Source organism: Burkholderia sp. WSM2232 (assembly GCF_000472545.1).
GTDB lineage: Bacteria > Pseudomonadota > Gammaproteobacteria > Burkholderiales > Burkholderiaceae > Paraburkholderia.
The window spans coordinates 361,941-380,631 of the sequence record NZ_KI421432.1; the positions used below are offsets into that span (position 1 = coordinate 361,941).

15 protein-coding genes are annotated in these 18,691 nt (G+C 62.0%); 6 read left to right on the top strand and 9 right to left on the bottom strand.

Going from position 1 to position 18,691, the window contains the following annotated elements:
- Nucleotides 1-94: 94 nt before the first annotated feature.
- Entirely contained in the window at nucleotides 95-1,225 is a 1,131-nt protein-coding gene (locus F757_RS0131450) for a porin (RefSeq protein WP_027214810.1), read from the bottom strand.
- 370 nt (nucleotides 1,226-1,595) lie between these two features.
- On the opposite strand from F757_RS0131450, the gene F757_RS0131455 reads away from it, so the two are divergent.
- Entirely contained in the window at nucleotides 1,596-2,141 is a 546-nt protein-coding gene (locus F757_RS0131455; protein ID WP_027214811.1) for a 4-hydroxylaminobenzoate lyase, read from the top strand.
- Between the two features lie 82 nt (nucleotides 2,142-2,223).
- On the opposite strand, the gene F757_RS0131460 is transcribed toward F757_RS0131455, so the two are convergent.
- Genes F757_RS0131460 through F757_RS0131480 form a run of 5 tightly spaced genes read right to left on the bottom strand, consistent with a single transcriptional unit; the run spans nucleotide 2,224 to nucleotide 7,623 of the window.
- A complete protein-coding gene (locus F757_RS0131460; RefSeq protein ID WP_035467747.1) occupies nucleotides 2,224-3,204 on the bottom strand; it encodes a LysR substrate-binding domain-containing protein in 981 nt (326 codons plus the stop codon).
- Nucleotides 3,204-4,460: an NAD(P)/FAD-dependent oxidoreductase gene (locus tag F757_RS0131465; RefSeq protein ID WP_027214813.1), complete on the bottom strand. Its 1,257-nt coding sequence runs from the start codon at nucleotides 4,458-4,460 to the stop codon at nucleotides 3,204-3,206. Before F757_RS0131465 ends, F757_RS0131460 begins: the two co-directional genes overlap by 1 nt.
- A 4-nt stretch (nucleotides 4,461-4,464) precedes the next feature.
- Nucleotides 4,465-4,788 (bottom strand): 2Fe-2S iron-sulfur cluster-binding protein, encoded by a 324-nt coding sequence (locus tag F757_RS0131470; RefSeq protein WP_027214814.1) that lies wholly within the window; start codon nucleotides 4,786-4,788, stop codon nucleotides 4,465-4,467.
- 28 nt (nucleotides 4,789-4,816) lie between these two features.
- A complete protein-coding gene (locus F757_RS0131475; RefSeq protein WP_027214815.1) occupies nucleotides 4,817-6,253 on the bottom strand; it encodes a glutamine synthetase family protein in 1,437 nt (478 codons plus the stop codon).
- 53 nt (nucleotides 6,254-6,306) lie between these two features.
- The gene (locus tag F757_RS0131480; RefSeq protein WP_027214816.1) at nucleotides 6,307-7,623 is read right to left on the bottom strand and encodes an aromatic ring-hydroxylating dioxygenase subunit alpha; all 1,317 of its coding nucleotides are present in this window, start codon (nucleotides 7,621-7,623) and stop codon (nucleotides 6,307-6,309) included.
- 375 nt (nucleotides 7,624-7,998) lie between these two features.
- Between F757_RS0131480 and F757_RS0131485 the strand changes: the two genes are divergently transcribed.
- The 4 genes from F757_RS0131485 to F757_RS0131500 all read left to right on the top strand — a co-directional run bounded on the left by F757_RS0131485 (nucleotide 7,999) and on the right by F757_RS0131500 (nucleotide 13,236).
- Nucleotides 7,999-8,730, top strand: coding sequence for a GntR family transcriptional regulator (locus F757_RS0131485; protein ID WP_027214817.1), 732 nt, complete (start codon nucleotides 7,999-8,001; stop codon nucleotides 8,728-8,730).
- 247 nt (nucleotides 8,731-8,977) lie between these two features.
- On the top strand, nucleotides 8,978-10,015 hold the full coding sequence (locus F757_RS0131490) for a 3-oxoacyl-[acyl-carrier-protein] synthase III C-terminal domain-containing protein (RefSeq protein WP_027214818.1): 1,038 nt from the start codon (nucleotides 8,978-8,980) through the stop codon (nucleotides 10,013-10,015).
- A 31-nt stretch (nucleotides 10,016-10,046) separates the two neighbouring features.
- Nucleotides 10,047-12,620, top strand: coding sequence for an ATP-binding response regulator (locus F757_RS0131495; RefSeq protein WP_027214819.1), 2,574 nt, complete (start codon nucleotides 10,047-10,049; stop codon nucleotides 12,618-12,620).
- Between the two features lie 82 nt (nucleotides 12,621-12,702).
- Nucleotides 12,703-13,236, top strand: a complete 534-nt coding sequence (locus F757_RS0131500; protein ID WP_027214820.1) for a GNAT family N-acetyltransferase — start codon at nucleotides 12,703-12,705, stop codon at nucleotides 13,234-13,236.
- A gap of 81 nt (nucleotides 13,237-13,317) precedes the next feature.
- Here F757_RS0131500 and F757_RS0131505 read toward each other — a convergent pair whose 3' ends face one another.
- Entirely contained in the window at nucleotides 13,318-13,611 is a 294-nt protein-coding gene (locus tag F757_RS0131505) for a GYD domain-containing protein (RefSeq protein WP_027214821.1), read from the bottom strand.
- Between the two features lie 224 nt (nucleotides 13,612-13,835).
- Here F757_RS0131505 and F757_RS0131510 point away from each other — a divergent pair, with 224 nt between their 5' ends.
- A complete protein-coding gene (locus tag F757_RS0131510; RefSeq protein WP_027214822.1) occupies nucleotides 13,836-14,528 on the top strand; it encodes a phosphatase PAP2 family protein in 693 nt (230 codons plus the stop codon).
- A 15-nt stretch (nucleotides 14,529-14,543) separates the two neighbouring features.
- Here F757_RS0131510 and F757_RS0131515 read toward each other — a convergent pair whose 3' ends face one another.
- Both F757_RS0131515 and F757_RS0131520 read right to left on the bottom strand, forming a co-directional pair.
- Nucleotides 14,544-16,274 (bottom strand): ShlB/FhaC/HecB family hemolysin secretion/activation protein, encoded by a 1,731-nt coding sequence (locus F757_RS0131515; protein ID WP_027214823.1) that lies wholly within the window; start codon nucleotides 16,272-16,274, stop codon nucleotides 14,544-14,546.
- A 91-nt stretch (nucleotides 16,275-16,365) separates the two neighbouring features.
- A complete protein-coding gene (locus F757_RS0131520; protein WP_027214824.1) occupies nucleotides 16,366-18,630 on the bottom strand; it encodes a two-partner secretion domain-containing protein in 2,265 nt (754 codons plus the stop codon).
- Nucleotides 18,631-18,691: the final 61 nt, after the last annotated feature.

Genomic DNA, 18,691 nt, shown 5'->3' on the forward strand with positions numbered 1-18,691 from the left:
AATCAGAGCGCGGCAAGTGCGCATCTGTACCTGGCATCGCAACTCAACGAAGCGTTGCGATCCCTCAAACTTATGTCATGTCGTGATCTGTGGCTCAGAATGTGTGCCGCACGCCCATCATTGCGCCCATCTGTCCCATGCCTTGCGCAGGCGTCGTCCCGCCGCCGCCAGCGCTGACGGAATAGCGCGCGTGCGGGCTGTTCCACAGATAAGCCACGTTCCCATACACCGCTGTCCTTTTTGACAGGAAGTAGGTCGCGCGCAGACTGGCCAGGGTCGCGCGAGCGTCATGCTGCCGGACCACCACGCGATACGCCTCGCCGTCGAGCGCGAACGTGGGCGTCACGTAGTACTGCGCGCCGACGAAGAAGAGATTCGAGCGAACGTCCCCGCCAGGTACTTTGGATTGCACGCGCCGGCCTAGCCATCCAGCGCCGAGCTTCACGCCGGCCACGTTTACGTAGCCATTGGCCTGGACACGCGCGTCCTTGTCGCTGCCCGACGAGGTGCGCAAAGGCGCTACGCCGTCAAAGAAGTTCGCGGCCGCATTGGCGCCGCCGCGCTGTTCGTCGTAGGCACTGGCCACGCCGAAATAGGTGCCGTCGTACTTGAGCATCGCGCTCCATTGGCGGCACTGGTTGACATCTCCGGGCACCTGGCCCGCACAAGTGCCCTGGCCCGGCGAATTACCGGTTCCCGCACCGTCACGACCAAACGACCACGACGCGCCTATCGTGACGCCGTAGAACTTGCCCTTGTAGACGATGGTGTTGTCGCTTCTCGCGTTCGGCACATAGGCGTCGAGCGCGCCGATGCCATAGATGTCGGGCCCGAGAATGTCGGCGTCCGACATCGCCCAATAAGTCATTGTGTACTGACGGCCGAAGCTCAGCGCGCCCCACGGCCCTTCCAGTCCAACCCATGCCTGTCGGCCGAATAGCCGGCCGCCTTGCCCCGAATCGCCGGCACGCGGATTGAAGCCGCTTTCCAGCACGAAGTTCGTTCTGAGCGTGCCGCCCAACGCTTCGACACCACGCATTCCCCAACGCGACGGCAGTTCGCCGGTGATACCCGGCATGCGCACCAGATGTCCTCCGGCCGCATTCGCGTGAGACACGTATTCGATGCCTGTGTCGAGCACGCCATAAAGTGTGACGCTGCTTTGTGCAAATGCGGAGACGCTGACAAACCCCGCAGCACATGCCGCCCACCTGCCATATCTCATGAAGCCTCCGTGTTTACGACCCATTGGTTACAGCGACGAAGCGGGTCGTCATGAATGCATGGCGGCGAGGTTAAGATCGGTCGATAAACGCGACAACAGGGAAATCCCGCAAGCAGCAACCGGCTCGCGAGGAAAACAAAAAGTACCGCAGGCATTTCCTGCTCAGACTTCACGCGACGAGTCGCTGATTTATTTCGGCAATCTAAGTCAGTTAGAAATGCTTCCTCGAAACCGCACTACTTCTTTCGTGAGCTGGCGAAGCTCGCCGGGCATTGAAATCTGTTCAACTTGGTATTGCAGAACATTCGCTTCTTGCACGAACCGCGCTATGGCATCTTGAACACGGTCACGCAATTCAAAGGAGTTTCGAATGTCGCAAACCGAGGCGTTAAGCAGCAAGGATCAACTGGTCGCGCGCTGTCTGCCGTTTCTCGAAGAAGTCAAAGACATGACGACCGGCACGGAAGTCGAGCGATGGCTGAACGAGCGGTATGGCGTAACGAGCGATCTCTACCAGGACCTCGCGCGGCTTATCAAGATCGGCGTGAAAGAAGGCTGGGCCGCCGACGTCGAAATAGCGGGCCCGAAATACCGGCGCGCGCGCCTCGTCGCGCCCTGCGCCGAGACGTTCTTCTTCAGCATCACCGCTGTGCTGATGGACAGCACGGGAAACGCGCAAAACAATCCGGAAGACAGCTTCCGTGGCGACTATCACGCACATCCCTACGGCGAGTTCAATATGGTCGTGCCACTCGACGAAGGCGCCGCGCTGGCAGGCCCGAACGGCTGGTGCCACGGCGGCTGGACAGCGCCCGCGCCCGGAAGTCATCACTATCCGGAGGCAAAAGGCGGCGCGGTCATCGCGCTGTTTTTCCTGCCTGCCGGGCGCATTGCTTACGACATCCACCCTGAGTGAACATGAAACAAGGCGAGCCATTTAGGGGGCTCGCCTGCCCGTCCTCACTGACCATTCTGATCGTTATACATGGCGATCCGAATCAACTGGCTCTGACCTGCCGAGCCACATCGGCAAGCTGTTCTCGCAGCCACTGTAGCGCAGGGTCAGCGTCATTGCGTTCATGCCATACGGCGCGCACGGTCACATTGGGGCATGCATAAGGCGTGGCGCGCATTGTGAGCTCGCCGTGGCGCTCCAGTTCGCGCGCCAACGGCGAAGGAACCAGGGCGAGCATCTCGCTATGACGCAACAATGCGGGAATGGCGAGAGAGTGCGCCACCGACACGCGTAAGCGCGGCATCTCAGGCGCGTTGGCGAACGCACGGTTGATGGCGTCACGATCAAACATCTCCGATTGCCGTGCAAGGCCACGTTCGAGAATGAAGCCGCTCACCGCGCCCTCTTCCGCGCCGCCCTGCGAGACCGCCACGAGTGGGTAAGCCAGCAGGTCTGCTTGAGTAAGCGGGCGGCCCGCGAGGGGATGATCGCGATTCAGGAGCAGCGCGTCGGTCTGCTCCCACAGCGTCATCGAACGAAAACGCAGCGGCACGTCGGCGAAGATACCGATCGCAACGTCGATTCTGCCGACATCGATCTGTCCCGCGAGATCGAGCCGCGTGGAAGGCCGCACGACGAGACCGGCGAGCGGCGCTTCGGCAGACAGGCGCTGACTCAGGCGCCCCAACACGAGTGCCGTGATGTAGTCGTTGGCCGCCACGACAAACTTGCGTTGCGCGACGCGCGGATCGAACTCGTCCACGCCCAACGCGGCCCGAATCTGCTGCAATGCGCTGCGCACCTGCGCGGCCATGGCGAGCGCGCGGACGGTCGGCTCCATGCCTCTCGCGGTGCGCACGAACAGATCGTCGCCGACGACTTCACGCAGGCGGCCAAGCGCATGGCTGATCGCAGACTGGCTCAGGTTCAGACGCTTGCCGGCGAGCGCGAGATTGCGGTCTTCGAATATGGCGTCGAAAACACGCAGCAGGTTGAGGTCGATGCGGTTCGCGGAAACGGCCATCACGCCGCTCCCTGCGCGGCGCTAGCCTCGCGGCCGGCCAGTGCCTTGAGGTCGAACGCCGGGTCGTTAAGGTCGTCGATGGAAAGCCGCGCACCGCTCGCCAGTAGTTTGCGCGCCAGCATATGGTCCTGCGGCCTATCGACGCTATCGACCGCCACGAGGTTCTGGCCGCGAAAGTAGAACAGCGAGAACTTCGCTTCGTCTATAACCCCGCGTACCGCGAAGTCCGTGAAGCCCTTGCTCACGCCGGCCATCTGCAACTTCATATCGTATTGATCCGACCAGAACCACGGCACCGCGCGATAGGGTTGCGGGCGGCCAAGAATCGACGCGGCTGCCGTCTTCGCCATATCGTTTGCGTTCTGCACTGACTCGATGCGACAACGGTCGCTGTCCGCCTCGGCCCAATACGGCACGAAGGACGCGCAATCGCCCGCTGCGACGATCGCAGGATCGCTAGTGCGGGCGCACGCATCCACGACGATGCCGCCTGCCACCTGCAAGCCGCAGCCGGCCGCAAGCTCGGTATTCGGCAGCACACCAATGCCCACTATCACGAGATCGCAAGGCAGGCGGCAACCATCGTCGAGTTCGACCGCAACTGCGTCCGGCGTATCGTGCAGCGCCACCACCTTGCGGCCGCACGCGAACGACACGCCGCGGCTCTTGTGCACACGCTCCATGAAACCAGACAAGGTTGGCGACGCGACGCGGGCAAGCACACGCTGCTCGGTTTCCACCACCGTCACGTCGAGGCCCTTCAGCCGCAGCGACGCGGCCGCTTCAAGACCAATGTATCCGCCGCCAATCACCACCGCGCGCCGCGCCGTTTGTGCACGTTCGGCGAGGCGTCTTGCATCGCCGAGATCGCGCAGGTAATGAACCGCGTCGAGCGACGCGCCCGCGCAATCGAGCATGCGCGGCCGCGCGCCGGTGCTCAGCGCCAGGTGGTCGTAGGCTATCCGTGAGCCGTCGTGCAACTCGACCTGTTTGCGTTCGCGGTCGATGCGCACAGCACGCGTCGAGGGCATCCACTGAATCTGCAGTTCCGTGTAGAACGCCGGCGAGCGCAGCGGCAAGCGCTGCTCCGCGAAACTGCCTGTGAGAAAGCCCTTTGACAGCGGTGGACGTTGATAAGGCGCGTGCGGCTCATCGCCGATCAGCACGATATCGCCGTCAAAGCCCAATTCCCTTGCCGACGTCGCGATCTGCAGACCCGCATACGAGGCGCCGACAATCACGAGCTTGCGTTTCATGGTTTCATCCCTGTTTCGCGGGGATCTGCACAACCAGTCCGTTCATCGCCGGTGCGACGACGAGTTGGCAACTGAGCCGGCTCTCGGGACGGCGTTCCGCGGCCACGCCCTCCAGCAGTTCGCGTTCCGTATCGTCAGGCTCCGGCAACTCGGCGGTCGACGACGAATCGATATAGACGTGGCAGGTCGCGCACGACAGACATCCGCCGCATTCCGCGTCGATGCCGCGAACGTTGTTGTGAATCGCGGCTTCCATCACGCTGGTGCCGGCGGGGACGTCGATTTCACTGCGGCTCCCGTCGCGCAGAATGTAGGTGACGATAGGCATGGCATGTCTCCTTGATGATCGGGTCCGCCTAGAAGTTCTCGAAGTACTCGCGGTGTTCCCACTCGGTGACTTCGAGATTGAAGCGGCTGATCTCCGCCTCCTTGAGCTTGCAGAAGTAGTCGATAAAGGCGCTGCCGAAGCCCTCGCGCAAACACTCGTCTGCACGTAGTGCGTCGATCGCATCGCCCAGCGAGCGGGGCAGCAGTTCTGCCTGCGTTTCATAGGGCGTGTCCGCGGAAGGCGGCAACTCGAGCTTGCGGCGCAAACCGTCGAGCCCTGACAGCACCTGGGCGCCGAAGTACAGGTACGGGTTGGCCGTAGGCTCGCCGACGCGATTCTCGACGCGCGTGGCCGGGTCGTTCGGCCCGCCGAGCACGCGCAGCATTACACCGCGATTGTCGCGTCCCCAGATAGCGCGGTCGGGCGCATTCGAATAGGGGCGGTAGCGCCTGTAGCCGTTGATGGTCGGCGTGGACAGCGCAGTGGCTGCCTGCGCGTGAGCGAGCAGCCCCGCGAGGTATCGCTGGCCGGTAACGGAAAGTGGCGAAGCGGCGTCGGTCGGCATGAACGCGTTGGCACCGTCTTCAATCTGCATGAGCGACTGATGCAGATGCCATCCGCTCGACACCACATTGGGAATGCGCGGCCGGCACATGAAAGTCGCGTGATAGCCGTTGCGCTGGCAGATCTGTTTGACTGCACTGCGAAACAGGATCATGTCGTCCGCGCTTTTGATGCCCCTGGTCGGCGCAAACGTGAACTCGAACTGACTCGGGCCATACTCGACTTCGAGTGAGCGCACCGGTAATTCGAGGCCCTCTATGCCATGCCGCAACATCTCCATCACATGATCCACCGCGTCGTAGCGCAGTTCGGTCAGGTACTGATAGCCGTGTGACAGCAATTCGACGTCGGGCGGCAAGCCGGGTTGGCCCGAATGCTCGGGTTTCATGTTCGGGTTGATGCACTTGAAAACATGAAACTCCACCTCCAGGCCGCTGACAAACTCGAACCCCTGCTTTTCGATGCGTTCGAGCGCGCGGCGAAACAGGTGGCGCGTGCCGAAGGGCACCGGCCTGCCGTTCGGAAAGTACAGGTCGCACAACACCCAGCCCGTATGCGGCGCCCACGGCAGCACGCGAAACGTTTGCGGGTCCGCGACCATGAGCGTGTCGCACGCGCCCTGCATTTCCGGCATGTCGAATCCGCCGCCCGCTGTAAACACGGGGAATACGGTACGATGCGACGTATCTTTCGCAAGCAGCGTGCTCGTGAGCGTCACGCCGCATTCGAAAGCTTTGATCGCATCGGCGACCACAAGCGTCTTGCCGCGCAGGAGTCCGTGCTGATCGGGAAACGAGAATCGCACTACCTGTACGTCACTTTCCTTCAGACGCTCCAGAAGCTGTGCAAAGGCCGAGTGCTGCGCATCGGTCCACAGACCATGAGTCTTCACAAAAGACATAGCTCTCTCGCGCGGCAGCCGCCGCGCGCTCCGTTCCGGTTTGCGATATCGACTCAGGCCTTGGGCGCGGGCCACGGCGCCGCAGCGCGGCGATTCACGTCTGCCTGTTTCCAGTAGTCGTCCCAGCGCTCAGCCGGCGCGATGCCGTCAATGGAAGCCGGCCCGGTGAGATGCGCCGCTTCCTGTTCGCCGATCATCATCAAGGTCTTCTCGCCGGCTCGCGTCTTTTCGATTGCATCGACGAGCAGGCGCCGGTACGCCATGATCCCTTTGTCGGTCGTGCCGAGATGCTCACGCGTGCGGTCCTGAATGGGCCCTTGCGATTCCACCGCCCATTGATCGTGCACGTTGATGTCGAAGCCCATTCCGGTGTACGTCTCGGTCAGTTGCTCGTGGACGTTGAAGCCGTACTGATTGCGCTTGTTGCGGCGCGATGTGTAGTCGGGCAGTTCATAGAGTTCGAGCCGCTGCTCGCGCATCTGCTGCTTGTTGGTCGGCGCGCCGAAACTGGTGAAAATCGCGTACCAGTAGCAGTTTTCGTCGTCCACGGGCACGTGCCATTGTGTGATCGTCATCTCGGCGCTCATGGGAATCACAAAGGCCTGCGGGAACACGACATTCGTGACGCGCACGTGCGTGTGCTCGTCATCCAGCGGGCGTTTGGCGATGAGCCGAAGACCGTAGTCCGCCGGGCTGACGAGAATCTCCGGCGACTCGTATTCGCGCAAGACCTTGGTGATAGGCATATTCGAATCGGCCGACGCGCCGCGAAACTGCTTGCCGTAGCTCGCGCTCACATCCTCGTCTTCGAAGAAGCGATGCAGGAACGATGCATGGGCCGGATCGATGCCCACCTCCAGAGCCTGCAACCAGTTGCATTCGAACAGTCCCTTGAATGCGAAGGTGTACTCGTTGGGCGCCGCGAAGCAATCGAAGTTGGGAAATGCCGGCGGCTCGCCCGTGCCGATATAGGCGAAAAGAATGCCGCTGCGCTCGATCACCGGATAAGCGCTTTGACGAACCCTCTTGCACAGCGTGCTTCCCGCAGGCTCGCCTGGCGTTGACAGACACTGGCCGTTCACATCGAACAGCCAGCCGTGAAAGGCGCAACGCAAGCCGCCTGCTTCCAGCCGGCCTGCGGCGAGATCGGCACCGCGATGCGGGCAATCGCGGTCCAGCATGCCGTAGCGCCCTTCTTCGTCCCTGAACACGACGAAGTCCTGGCCCATCAGCCGCACGGCACGCACCGGCCGCACTTGGGGAAGCTCCTCTACGAGCGCGACCGGTTGCCAATAGTTGCGTAACAGCGCGCCTGCGGGCGTGCCCTTGCCGACGCGCGTGATCGCGTCGTTCTGCTCGGAACTCATCATGGCGTTGTCTCCTGGTATGGATTCAGATGACGATTCTCTGCATGCAGAGATGTCCTTTTGATGATGCAAAGGATAGGCGAATGAATTCATAGTCTCAAGTATTGCATACATCGCACCCCTCCCCGAAAGACCCGATAGCTGTCCAGTTACTTTCGCAAGCCATTGTTTTATATACATTTACAACGACATGTAGGGACTTTCCCGTACGTCGATCGCCTCAGTGCTTCCAGTTATCAAAGGCCGGATTGCATACAATGCAAGACAATTGATGTTCAAGACAGACATCGCAGGAGCTTCGCGAGCGCTCCGCTCAGCTACAATGAAAAGCACATGGCGTCCAACGCAGGACGCCAACCAGGCAACGGGAGAACAAAGATGGAGTCGCAGCAAGAGCGGGTGTTGGTCTATCTACGCGATCTGATACTGAAGGGCGAATTCGCGCCGGGCGAACGCCTTGGCGAAGTGGCGCTGGCGGAACGGCTGCAGGCGTCGCGCACCCCCGTTCGCCTCGCGCTGACCACGCTTGAGCAAGAGGGGCTCGTCGAGCCGTCGCCCGGCGGCGGCTACGTGATGCGGCGAATCACTGCGGCGGAAATTGCCGACGCCATTGCGGTACGCGGACACCTGGAAGGTATGGCGGCACGACTCGTCGCCGAACATGGCGTGCCGCGCCAGCTCTCGAACGGGTTGGCAGAATGCCTGCGCGCCGGCGACAAGCTGTTGGCGAAAACCGAGTTGAATCTCGACGACTACGCCGCCTATACCGACATGAACAATCGCTTTCACAAACTGGTGGTCGACGGCTCGGGCAATGCGGCGCTGATTCGCGCCATCGACATGAACAACCGCCTGCCGTTCGCCGCCGCTAGCGCGATGCTGCCGATGCAATCGGCCATCGAGGAAGGCCGCCAATGGCTTTTCATGGCGCATGAGCAGCATCACAGCCTGGTTCAGGCGATGGAGCGCGGCGAGGGTACGCGAGCGCTCGCGCTGGCCACCGAGCATGTGCAGATCGCGCAGAGAAACCTGGCCTACGCACTGGAGCGCCCGGAAGTTTGCATAAAGCTTGCGCCCGCGTTGCAGCTGGTGGCCGGCGCTACATTGTGAAAGCGCGGCGGTGACGGGCGGCGACTGTGCATCGTCGCCGCGCAAGTGGCGATGGGGCGACGGTTCCAGTCGACTACCGGTATGCGCCGCCGGATAAATGATCCAACGAGGAGCGACGGTATTTCGCCAGTCGCGGTGGACGCGTTAATGTACGAGCGCCGTAAAAGCGGACGCCGCAGTACAGGCGCACGCGCTACGTGCGCGAACGAGACTTCATCCACCAACAAACCTCTTTTATGGATTGTTTATGCTTATCAAGAATGTGGCGGTCAGCCTGCCTTCCAGAATCGTAACGAACGACGAAGTCACCGATATGATCCGGTTTCATTCAACCGGCTATGACGGCGACATCGACCGAGGCATACGCACCATCAAGACCCTGCTCGACAGAAGCGGTCTGGTGAACCGGCGCTGGTGCGACAGCCACGAGTCACCCATCGACCACGTTGCCATGGCCACCCGCAAGGCTCTGGCGGAGACCTATTTGCGGCCGGAACATATCGAGCTCTTTATTTATGTCGGTATCGGCAGGGGCTTTCTGGAGCCCGGCAATAGCCATATGATGGCCAGCACGCTCGGCTTCACCAATGCCGAATGCTTCGACGTAGTCGACGCATGCATGAGCTGGACAAGAGCCATGTCGATTATCGACAGTCTGTTCAAGTGCGGCCAGTACAGAAACGCCATGATCGTCAACGCCGAGTTCAATATGCTGGCTGGCGGCCCACTTTTCCCGGCGAACTTTGCGTTGAAAAATCAGGCGCAAATCGAATATACGCTGCCGTCCTTCACCATCGGCGAAGCGGCCACCGCCACGCTGCTCGTTGCGAAAGAGCCGGATAACTTCAGTTTTGCGTTTCGCGGAAAGCCCGAGGTGTCCGACCTGTGCACGATTCCCATTCCCGGCTATGAAGGGTTTTGCCATCCGTCCGAGCGAATTGGGAAAAACGGCGACATGCGTTTTACATCGTTTGGCCACGAGCTTCATAAGAATTCCGACGAACTCACCGCAGTCCTGGCTAAACTGCCGGTTCCGAAGAAAGATATCGACATTGTCTTTACCCATGCCTCCTCGAAAGCGGCGTGGCACGGCTATGGAGAAAAGGCGGGGATCCAGGACAAGATGTATCACATCTATCCGGAGACCGGAAACCTCGTGTCAGCCTCTATTCCCGCCGCAATTGCAATGGCGAAAGACAGCGGAGAACTGAAGCGCGGAGACAGAGTGCTGTGCTGGGTGGGCAGTGCCGGCATGTCGTTCAACGTCAGCAGCTTCAAGTTCTAAAGCTCACGTCAATCAAATTTAGAAGCGCGACATGAAAGCCATTTCAGGGGGCATCCGCTACCTTAACCGGATAGTGTCCGACGCCGCGAAGGTCTCCGACTACAGCGTATTGGCTGTGGGCCTGATCGGCACCATTGGACATCCGCTGTACTGGTTCTGGTGGACGTTTGTCGATCCCCAGCCGAACGAGAACCTGCTGATGCGTGTTTTCGGCACTGCCAGTTGCGCATTGCTGCTTTTGCGGCGCTTCTGGCCGGCTTCGGTAGTGCGCCTCCTGCCTTGGTATTACTTTGTAACGGTGGCGTACACGCTGCCGTTTTTCTTCACTTACTACCTGCTGGTCGGCCATTACTCGATGCTCTGGTCCATGGCCGAGCTGGGTATGGTCTTCTTCCTGATCGCGATCTTTCCGTCGTTCGTTGCGTTGTCACTGAATCTCGCCCTCGGCATCGGAGCTGCCGTGCTGTGCGCGCGCATTGTGGTTCCGCAAGCCGTCCATGTGGATACGCATCTGTTTCTCTACACCTATCTGCCCGTTTTTACGTTCGGCATTTTTGCAGGCATCACCTTCTCGTACAGCAATCTGAAAGGAATCGTCGCGCAGGCGCGCACGGGAGCGCTGCGCGCGCTGGCCGGCTCGATCGCTCATGAAATGCGCAATCCGCTCAGCCAGCTCAAGCATGTTCTGGATAGAGTGGAAGAGGTGCTGCCCGCAGCGATGGATCATCACGCGTCGCCCGCTGCGACGCAGCGCCGGACCGAGCTGCTGTACCGCCATCTGGCCCACGGCCAGCTTTCCATTGAGCGCGGTTTGCGCATCATCGCAATGACACTCGACGAAGTCAGCGCAAAAGCGATCCGCTCCGATCAGTTCACGTACGTCAGCGCGGCGGCGGCCACGCGCAAGGCGCTGGAGGAATACGGCTTTAGCGACCAGAACGAGCGCGCGCGAGTCAGACTCGTGGTGCTCGCGGACTTTACGTTCAAGGTCGACGAAACGGTCTACCTGTTCACGCTGTTCAATCTGATCAAGAACGCGCTTCATCATATTGCCGCGCATCCTGCCGCAACGCTCACGCTGACGGTAGACAATCAAACGGTGATCGTGCATGACACCGGACCGGGCATTGCTCCGGAGATGCTGCCGCATCTTTTCGAGCCGTTTCGCACGGCCAGCAATTCCGCCGGCACGGGGCTCGGGCTTGCTTACTGTCAGCGCGCGATGCGCGCATTTGGCGGCACCATCCGTTGCCGCTCCCAGGTCGGCCAGTTCACGCAGTTCACGCTGGAGTTTCCGCCCGTCTCCGATAGCGAGGTCGCGCGGCACGAGCAGGAAGTGTTCGAGCGCGCCGCCTCGCTCCTTAACGGCAAGCGTATTCTCATTGTCGACAACGATGCAGACCAGCGCGCGCGAACGCGGCGAGCGCTGTCGAAGGCGGGCGCGCAACCAGGCGAAGCAGCCGACGGCGAGGCGGCGCTCGCTGCGCTCAGCGAGCCCACGCCCTGGGATCTGGTGCTAATGGACATCAACATGCCGGCGCTGGACGGCTACACCGCAACCGAGCGGATTCGCGCGGATCGTCGCAATCCGAACTGCAACGCGATGATCGTCGCGTATACGGCGGAGCCCGCTAATGTGGCGCGCGTTCTCGCACGCCGCGCCGGCATGGATGAATATGTCAGCAAGTCGGCGAGCATTGCCGAGTTGATCGGCGTGCTGCACAAGCTCTTCGAGAGCGGTCATCGGCATGGTCGCAGCCAACATTTCGACGGCTTCGCAGGCAAAACGATTCTGCTCGCCGACGACGACACCTACAGCAGGCTCGTCGCCAAGGGCTATCTGGAGCGATTCGGCGCGACGGTCGTCGAAGCCGAGCACGGGCCGGCCGTGCTGGCCCGGCTGCAGGAAGGCGTGGCCATCGACGCCATCGTGATGGACATGAACATGCCGGGCATGGGCGGCGTGGAAACCACCGCGCTGATCCGCGCGCGCACCGACGCTTATGCGAGCTTGCCGATCATTGCGTTGACGAGCCAATCCGACATGGAGGCCGTGGAAAAGTGTTTCGCCGCCGGCATGAACGAAGTGATGACCAAACCGGCGCAGGTCGGTGCGCTATATGCGGCGCTGGCGCGGCAGTTCGCGCGCCAGCGACTTGAGCATGCGCGGGAAGATGGCGTGTCAGCGCACGAAGACGCGTTGCCCGCGGGCAAGCTCGCGTCGCTCAACGAAGGCCCGTTGCTTGACGACAAACATCTGCAGGAACTGGTTGCGCTCGACTTGCTGGACCAGACGTTCCTGAATGGCATCGAGCAGATTCGCGCGACGGTGGCCAGGCTCGCCACAAGCGTCGCGGCACGCGACTTCGACTCCACACGCGAAGCCTTGCACGTGCTGCTCGGCGTGAGCGGCAATATCGGTGCAAAAGCGCTGCATCAGTTCGTGCGGCAGATTTATCCGCGCGTATTGGAAGGCGAATGGCCCGCGGAAGCAGACTGGCTTGCGCGCATCTGTGCGCTGAGCGACCGTTCGGCACCCGCGCTGCAAACGTATTTTGCGTCCGCGAAGGCGACTGACAAGCAACGCAAGACAACGAGCGATTGATCGTTCTGCCAGACGCTATGCGCCGGCGCGCCGGTTATCGCGTGGCGCTTTTCAGCTTGCCTTTCGACTCACGGAGTCACCTATGACCGACACGATTACCGTTCGACGCATCCATGCCGACGAAGCAATGACCTATGTCGATTCACTCGCCGATCTACTGATCGACTGTGTGGAAGGCGGCGCATCGGTCAGCTTCATGTTGCCGATTTCGAAGCAGACCGCGCTGCAATTCTGGCAACACGTCGCCGATGGCGTGGCCCGCGACGAGCGCATCCTGCTCGTCGCCGAAGATTCCGCGGGCAAGCTTGCGGGCACCGTGCAACTCGTCATAGCCCAGCCCGAGAATCAGCCGCATCGCGCGGATGTCGCGAAGATGCTCGTGCACCGCAAAGCCAGACGCAGAGGCATCGCCGCGCGGCTCCTCGCGGCTGTCGACGAGGAAGCCCGACGCGCCGGCAAATCCGTACTCGTGCTCGACACTGTCACGGGCGGAGACGCGGAGCGGCTTTACGCGCGCGCGGGCTGGCAACGCGTGGGAGAAGTGCCCAACTATGCGCTGATGCCGGACGGCACGTTCTGCGGCACGACTTTCTTTCACAAGCAGCTTTTTGCCTGAGCTGAAGAATAGCTGGATAGCGAACGGTGTCACCGCTACCCAGCCAACGCATCAAACCCGGTGCTCTTGTTGCGCAACGCTTTAGGGTAGCTTGCCGAGGCACGCGCTGAGTTCATCTTTCGAAAACGCACGAAGCGTTTGGGTTTTGACATTCCCCGCTGAACCAAGTGCAAAACCGAACGACATGAAGCTCTGTTCATCGGGCGCCTCGACGACGGTGACAATGTCGTACTGCCCCATCGTCCAATAGATCTGCTTCATTTCACAGCCGAAGCTCCTGGCCATTTCCGCTGCCTGGCCGGCGCGCTGCGCGCTGTTTTTTATGTTGCGCATGCCCTGATCAGTAAATTGCGCAAGAACCACATAAGTCGCCATGACGTTTCCCCTTTCCCGTTGCTTGCCGGGGACCCGGACGCGCAGGACGGGCCTCCGGCGCGTAAGCCCAGTATAGGCAACGCATCTAGTGAAATATCGTCGTTCATTAGTCATCAGGTACACCAACCACTAGCCGTTTTGTCACAAATATGGTGTATGCCGCCCAGCAGCACAGGGAGACGGTACGGGCGGTTTCACACAAGTCTTTAAATACCCACAAAAGAATGAATAGCTTCGATACAACCATCGAGACGTACCTCTCGAACGTCCACTTTGGCTTCTTCGTCACCCATGCAATTCAGGCAATTGCAGACCTGTATACCTTCAAAGGTCTGCTGCTCATTCCGCTGTTGTGGTGCATGTGGTTTCAGTCAGACGAGCGCAGCACGTGGCGCCGCGAAATGGTCATCGCGACAATACTGAGCGGCATCCTCGCACTTTTCATGGGACGGGCGCTGACCCATTGGCTGCCGTTCAGAGTGCGCCCGGTCTACAGTTCCGAACTGCATCTGCAATTCGCGACCAGCGTGTCGAAAGACGCATTGCTGACATCGTGGAGCTCGTTCCCGAGCGACCACGCGATGCTGTGGATGGCCATTGCCACCGGCATCTTTCTTGTATGGCGAAGAATCGGCCTGCTGGCGCTCGCGTACACGGTGCTGTTCATCTGCGTTCCGCGGGCGTATCTCGGCTTTCACTATCCCACGGACCTGATCGTCGGCGCCGCAATTGGAATTGTCATCACGTACGTCATGACGCGCGAGGCCGTTCGTGCACGCACTTCAGCTGTGTTCTTGCGATGGGTCGAGCGCTACCCGGGGCCTTCCGCGATGCTGGCCTTCGTGCTGTGCCTCGAACTGGTCACCCAGTTCGACGAGCTGCGCAAGCTGGCAAGCAGGGTGCTCGCCCATATCTAACTTGCCGTACGCGCTTCATGTGCCGATGGAAACGAACAGCAACACCATCGGCGCCTTGGATGCGCCCGGAGTCGGCGCACGCAGGGGCACGCCGTAGGTGCAGCGAAAATCCACGAAGCGCGACCATTGAAAACGCACGCCTGCGCCCACGCTGACGAGCGACGCGTTTCCGGCCTCGACGGGCTGATCGATCCGGTTCCACACATGGCCGGCATCGACGAACACAAAAGGCTGCGCGGCCGCGCCGCTCGCGCCGAAGGGCAAGGCGGGCGCGCGCAATTCCGTCTGCACGTTCCAGCCGCGATCGGCCAGCACCACATACGGCTCGTAGCCGCGCACGCTGGACTCTCCGCCAAGGCCTATTTCCTCGCTCGGCAGCAAGGTATTGGGCGTCCACTGAAACGTGCCGCGCGCGTTTAACGTAAAGCCCCCGCCGAGTGCGAGCGCGCGCTGTGCGGCAATCTGCAGATACGCGTAGCGGGCAGTCGCGCCGTGCCGCGCGGCGTCGAACGCTGTGTCGCTGTTGGAGGCGTCGAGACCGCCCGGGCTTGCCACGAGCGTCGCCGACGCATGGGCGGCGCCCGCATCGCCCGGCTTGCTGAAATCGTACGTAAGCAGAAATTGATGCACGTGCGTGTTCGAGTTGAATACCTGAAAGCCGCCGAATTCCAGATCGTTGTTGCTGCGTTTGAAGTCATAACCCAACTGCACGAGCTGAGCGGTATCGCCTGTTGTCGGCAAACGCCAGTCGTAGCGAACGCTCATTTGCGCGGATATGCCGGTTTGCCCGTAACTGTCCGGCAGACGCGGCGTACTTTGCGCATAGACGCCGAACAGTTCGATGCTGTCGTGCCACGGCAGCGGCGCAATGTAGCTGAGCGCGTGGGCCATAAAGCGCGCGCGATTCGCCCGTCCTTCAATGTCGGGATTGCCGCTGAAGAAGTCGTTGCTCGCCGTGAACTGATACGCGACGTGCTGGTCGAGACCGAACAGGTTGCCGTAGTCGATGCCCGCGAAAAAGCGGTCGCGGCCGAGATCGCGCACACCCGCGTTGTCGTAGCCCGCGTTCACGCGCAACGGCAGACGGTCGTCGGTCTGCAGGATGACGTCGGTTGAATTCGCGGCTTCCCCTGGCGCGAAGACCGCATCCACGCGTCGATAGGGATTCGCGTTGAGCACCGCAAGACCCAGCGAAACGTCCGACTGCAGAATCGGGCCGCCGGCCTTGAGCGGCATTTCGCGCTTCAGCAGGTCGTCGGAGAAGTAGCGGTTGCCGCTCGTGCGCACCTCTTCGAGGCGAAACTCCGCCACTGCGATATGCACGACGCCCGAGCTCACGTCCTGCTCGGGCACGTACACGTCCACGAGCGGTTTGCCGGCGGCACGATAACGCTCGACCACGGCGCGGCGTATCTGCGCAAGGCGCGAGAACGTGAGCGGCTTGCCGATGTCGCTGTCGAACGTGTGCAGAAATGCGGCGTCCAGAACCGGCAGATGCGCGGCGGTAATGCCGCCCTGCGCTGCCGCGGCAGGCTCGGTCGTGCCCGCGACTTCGAACACCAGACCTTCGAGCCGGCTCACTGCAATCTGCGCCGCGTTCTCCACGGATGGCGCTGAAGGTTGCGATGGCGCACTACGCGGCGTTGGCGGAGCGGGTTGCGGGGCAACGTCGCGCCAGGCCTGGGCGACCGCGGCCCCGGCGTGCAGCGCAAACACCACGCACGGCGCGAGTTTGAACCAACGCATACGTGCTGCGCGCGACAGCGAACCCGCGTATGAAACGCGCCGCCTGATGCGCAGGTCAATGCGCAAGCTAATGTGCAAGTTAACGCACGGGCTAATGCGCAAGCTGCCAGCGCAAAACAGGCTGCGTCGCGCCAGACGGCATCGCCCATACGCCGTCGGCGCCGAAGTCATAGCCCGCGAAGCTGGCGGGGTCGCTCATCTGCGCGGTGGTGAGCCCGTTCGACGGCGGCAGGCTGCCGCCGCTCGCGGGTTGCCCAGTCGTCTCCCGGTTCCAGTAGACGTCTGGCGCGAGCGTGCCGGAGCCGAACGCAATCACGCCATGCGTCGGCATCGTTCGGGTTCGCACGGCACCGGTCGCAAACGACTGGCTGACGCTTCCATCGTTGATGCCCACCAGCCCACCGCCGTAGCCGGTCGAGAAAACGGGACTGACGCTGCCCGTCGCATACGACTGTGCAATGGACCCCAGGTTGTAGCCGACGAGCCCGCCGTTCGCGTCCGAGCCCGAGATGGCGGCGCTGCTCCACGAGCGCTCCACGGCGCCTTCATTGCGGCCTACCAGTCCGCCGAACGTCGTGCCGTTCTGATAGATCTCCATCGCCACGCCGCTCGAGTGCGCATTAGCAATCACGCCTTGATTAACGCCGGCCAGAAGGCCGCTGCCCAGGTGACTCGTGCTGACATAGCCGTCTTCCACGCCCACGTCGCGCAGCACGCCCGCGAGGCCTACCACGCCGAAGAGCCCGGACGAATAATCCTTGCTGAAGTCGGCGACTTCGATGTGCGCGTTGCGCACGCTGTGCCACATGCCGTCGAACTGGCCGGTGAAAGGCGTGGTGTGATTGCCGATCGGCGTCAAGGTATAGCCGCTCGCGTCAACGTCCGTGCCGAGCGCATAGTTGCCCGCGAGGTCCTGCGAAATGTTCTGCAGGTCCGTGACGTTGTTGACGAGCTTGTACGCCGTGATCTGCGTAAGCTGCCCGCTGCCGGGCGCGGCGCTCCACGCAGGGTTGCCGAGCAGGGTGCCGGCGCTATAGCTGCCGTTCATGTCGTAAAGCATCGTCACGAGCCCCGTGCTGCGCGACCAGTCGATCACGCCGCCATTCACGACGCTACCGCCGTTATCGAGGCTGGCGGCATCCGCGCGCAGGGTCAGGTTGCCACTGCCCTGGTTGGCAAGGGTTGCGCCTTGCGCGATGCTGAGGTTGCGATACGCCGCGAGCGTGAGCGACGCATTACCTTGCCACGCAAGGCCCGAGTTCACGTCGATGTTGCCGCTGCCGCCGTTCGCGCCGGTCGTTTGCAGATTCACCGGTGTGCCGGTGCCGAGGCCTGCCGACAGCGCGCGCGCCGCATTGTCGTCGACGGTGAAGCTGGACGTCGCGATATTCCATTGATTCGCACGGACCGTCGTGCCGCCTGCGGGAAACACCACGTTATCCGCGCTCATGTCGACGGTGCCGCCGCTTGCCTCGATTGCGCCCCCCGGCTGCAACGTGCCGCGCCCCGCGATCAGCCACACGTGGCCGTCGCGCGTGGCGGTGCCCGTCGCACGAATTGCCTCGTGATTGCCGGCGAGCGCGTAGATGTTGCCGTCCACGGCTTGCAGGCTGACTTGCGCCGCCTGGATCAGGCCGCCGTTCATGATCGTTCCGCCGGCGCCCTGCTGCGCCGGCTGCACGAACACCTGGCGGCCCGTCGACGAATCCTGCAGCAGCACCTGCTGCCCGACCGCCAGTTCGACGGTGCCGTTCGGCGCGCTGATGGTGCCGGCGTTACCCACCTGCTGTCGTGCGATGAGGAACACGTCGCCGCTGCCGGAGGCAATCGTGCCGAGATTGACCACGCCCGCGCTCGAATTGCCCGACAGCGTGAGCGGCTGGCCGTTCATGAAGGCGTCGGTGTCCGCAACGTCGAGCGTGGAGGCGACGAAGCGTCCGTTCGTCGAAACGACGCCGCGCGGTCCGACAAGAATCCCCTGCGGGTTGATCAGATAGACGCTGCCGCTTGCAGTGAGCGTGCCGAGAATCGCTGACGGCGAGCCGCCGGTCACACGGTTGAGCGTCGCGCCGTTGCCGTTGGCAAACACCACGCGGTTGCCGCTGCCAATCGAAAAGCTGTTCCAGTCGACCACGCCGCGGCCAGAGCCCTGCGTGACCGTCAGCGTCGTGCCGTTGCCGCTGATCGACCCATTGCCGCCGACGAATTGCCCGCCCGTGGGCAATGCGCCCGCGGCTTGTGCGTCGAACGAACTCGCGCAGCACAACAGCGCCGCAACAAGCGGCAGGAGCGCGATACGCCCCCCGCGCCGACGTGAATGGTTATGGTCGCATGCTGCAAGCGGAATTCTGTTCATCACGTCTCCTGTGCCACCAAGGCGCGCCGTATGCTCAGTTGTCATGCGGCTATCGCGGGTC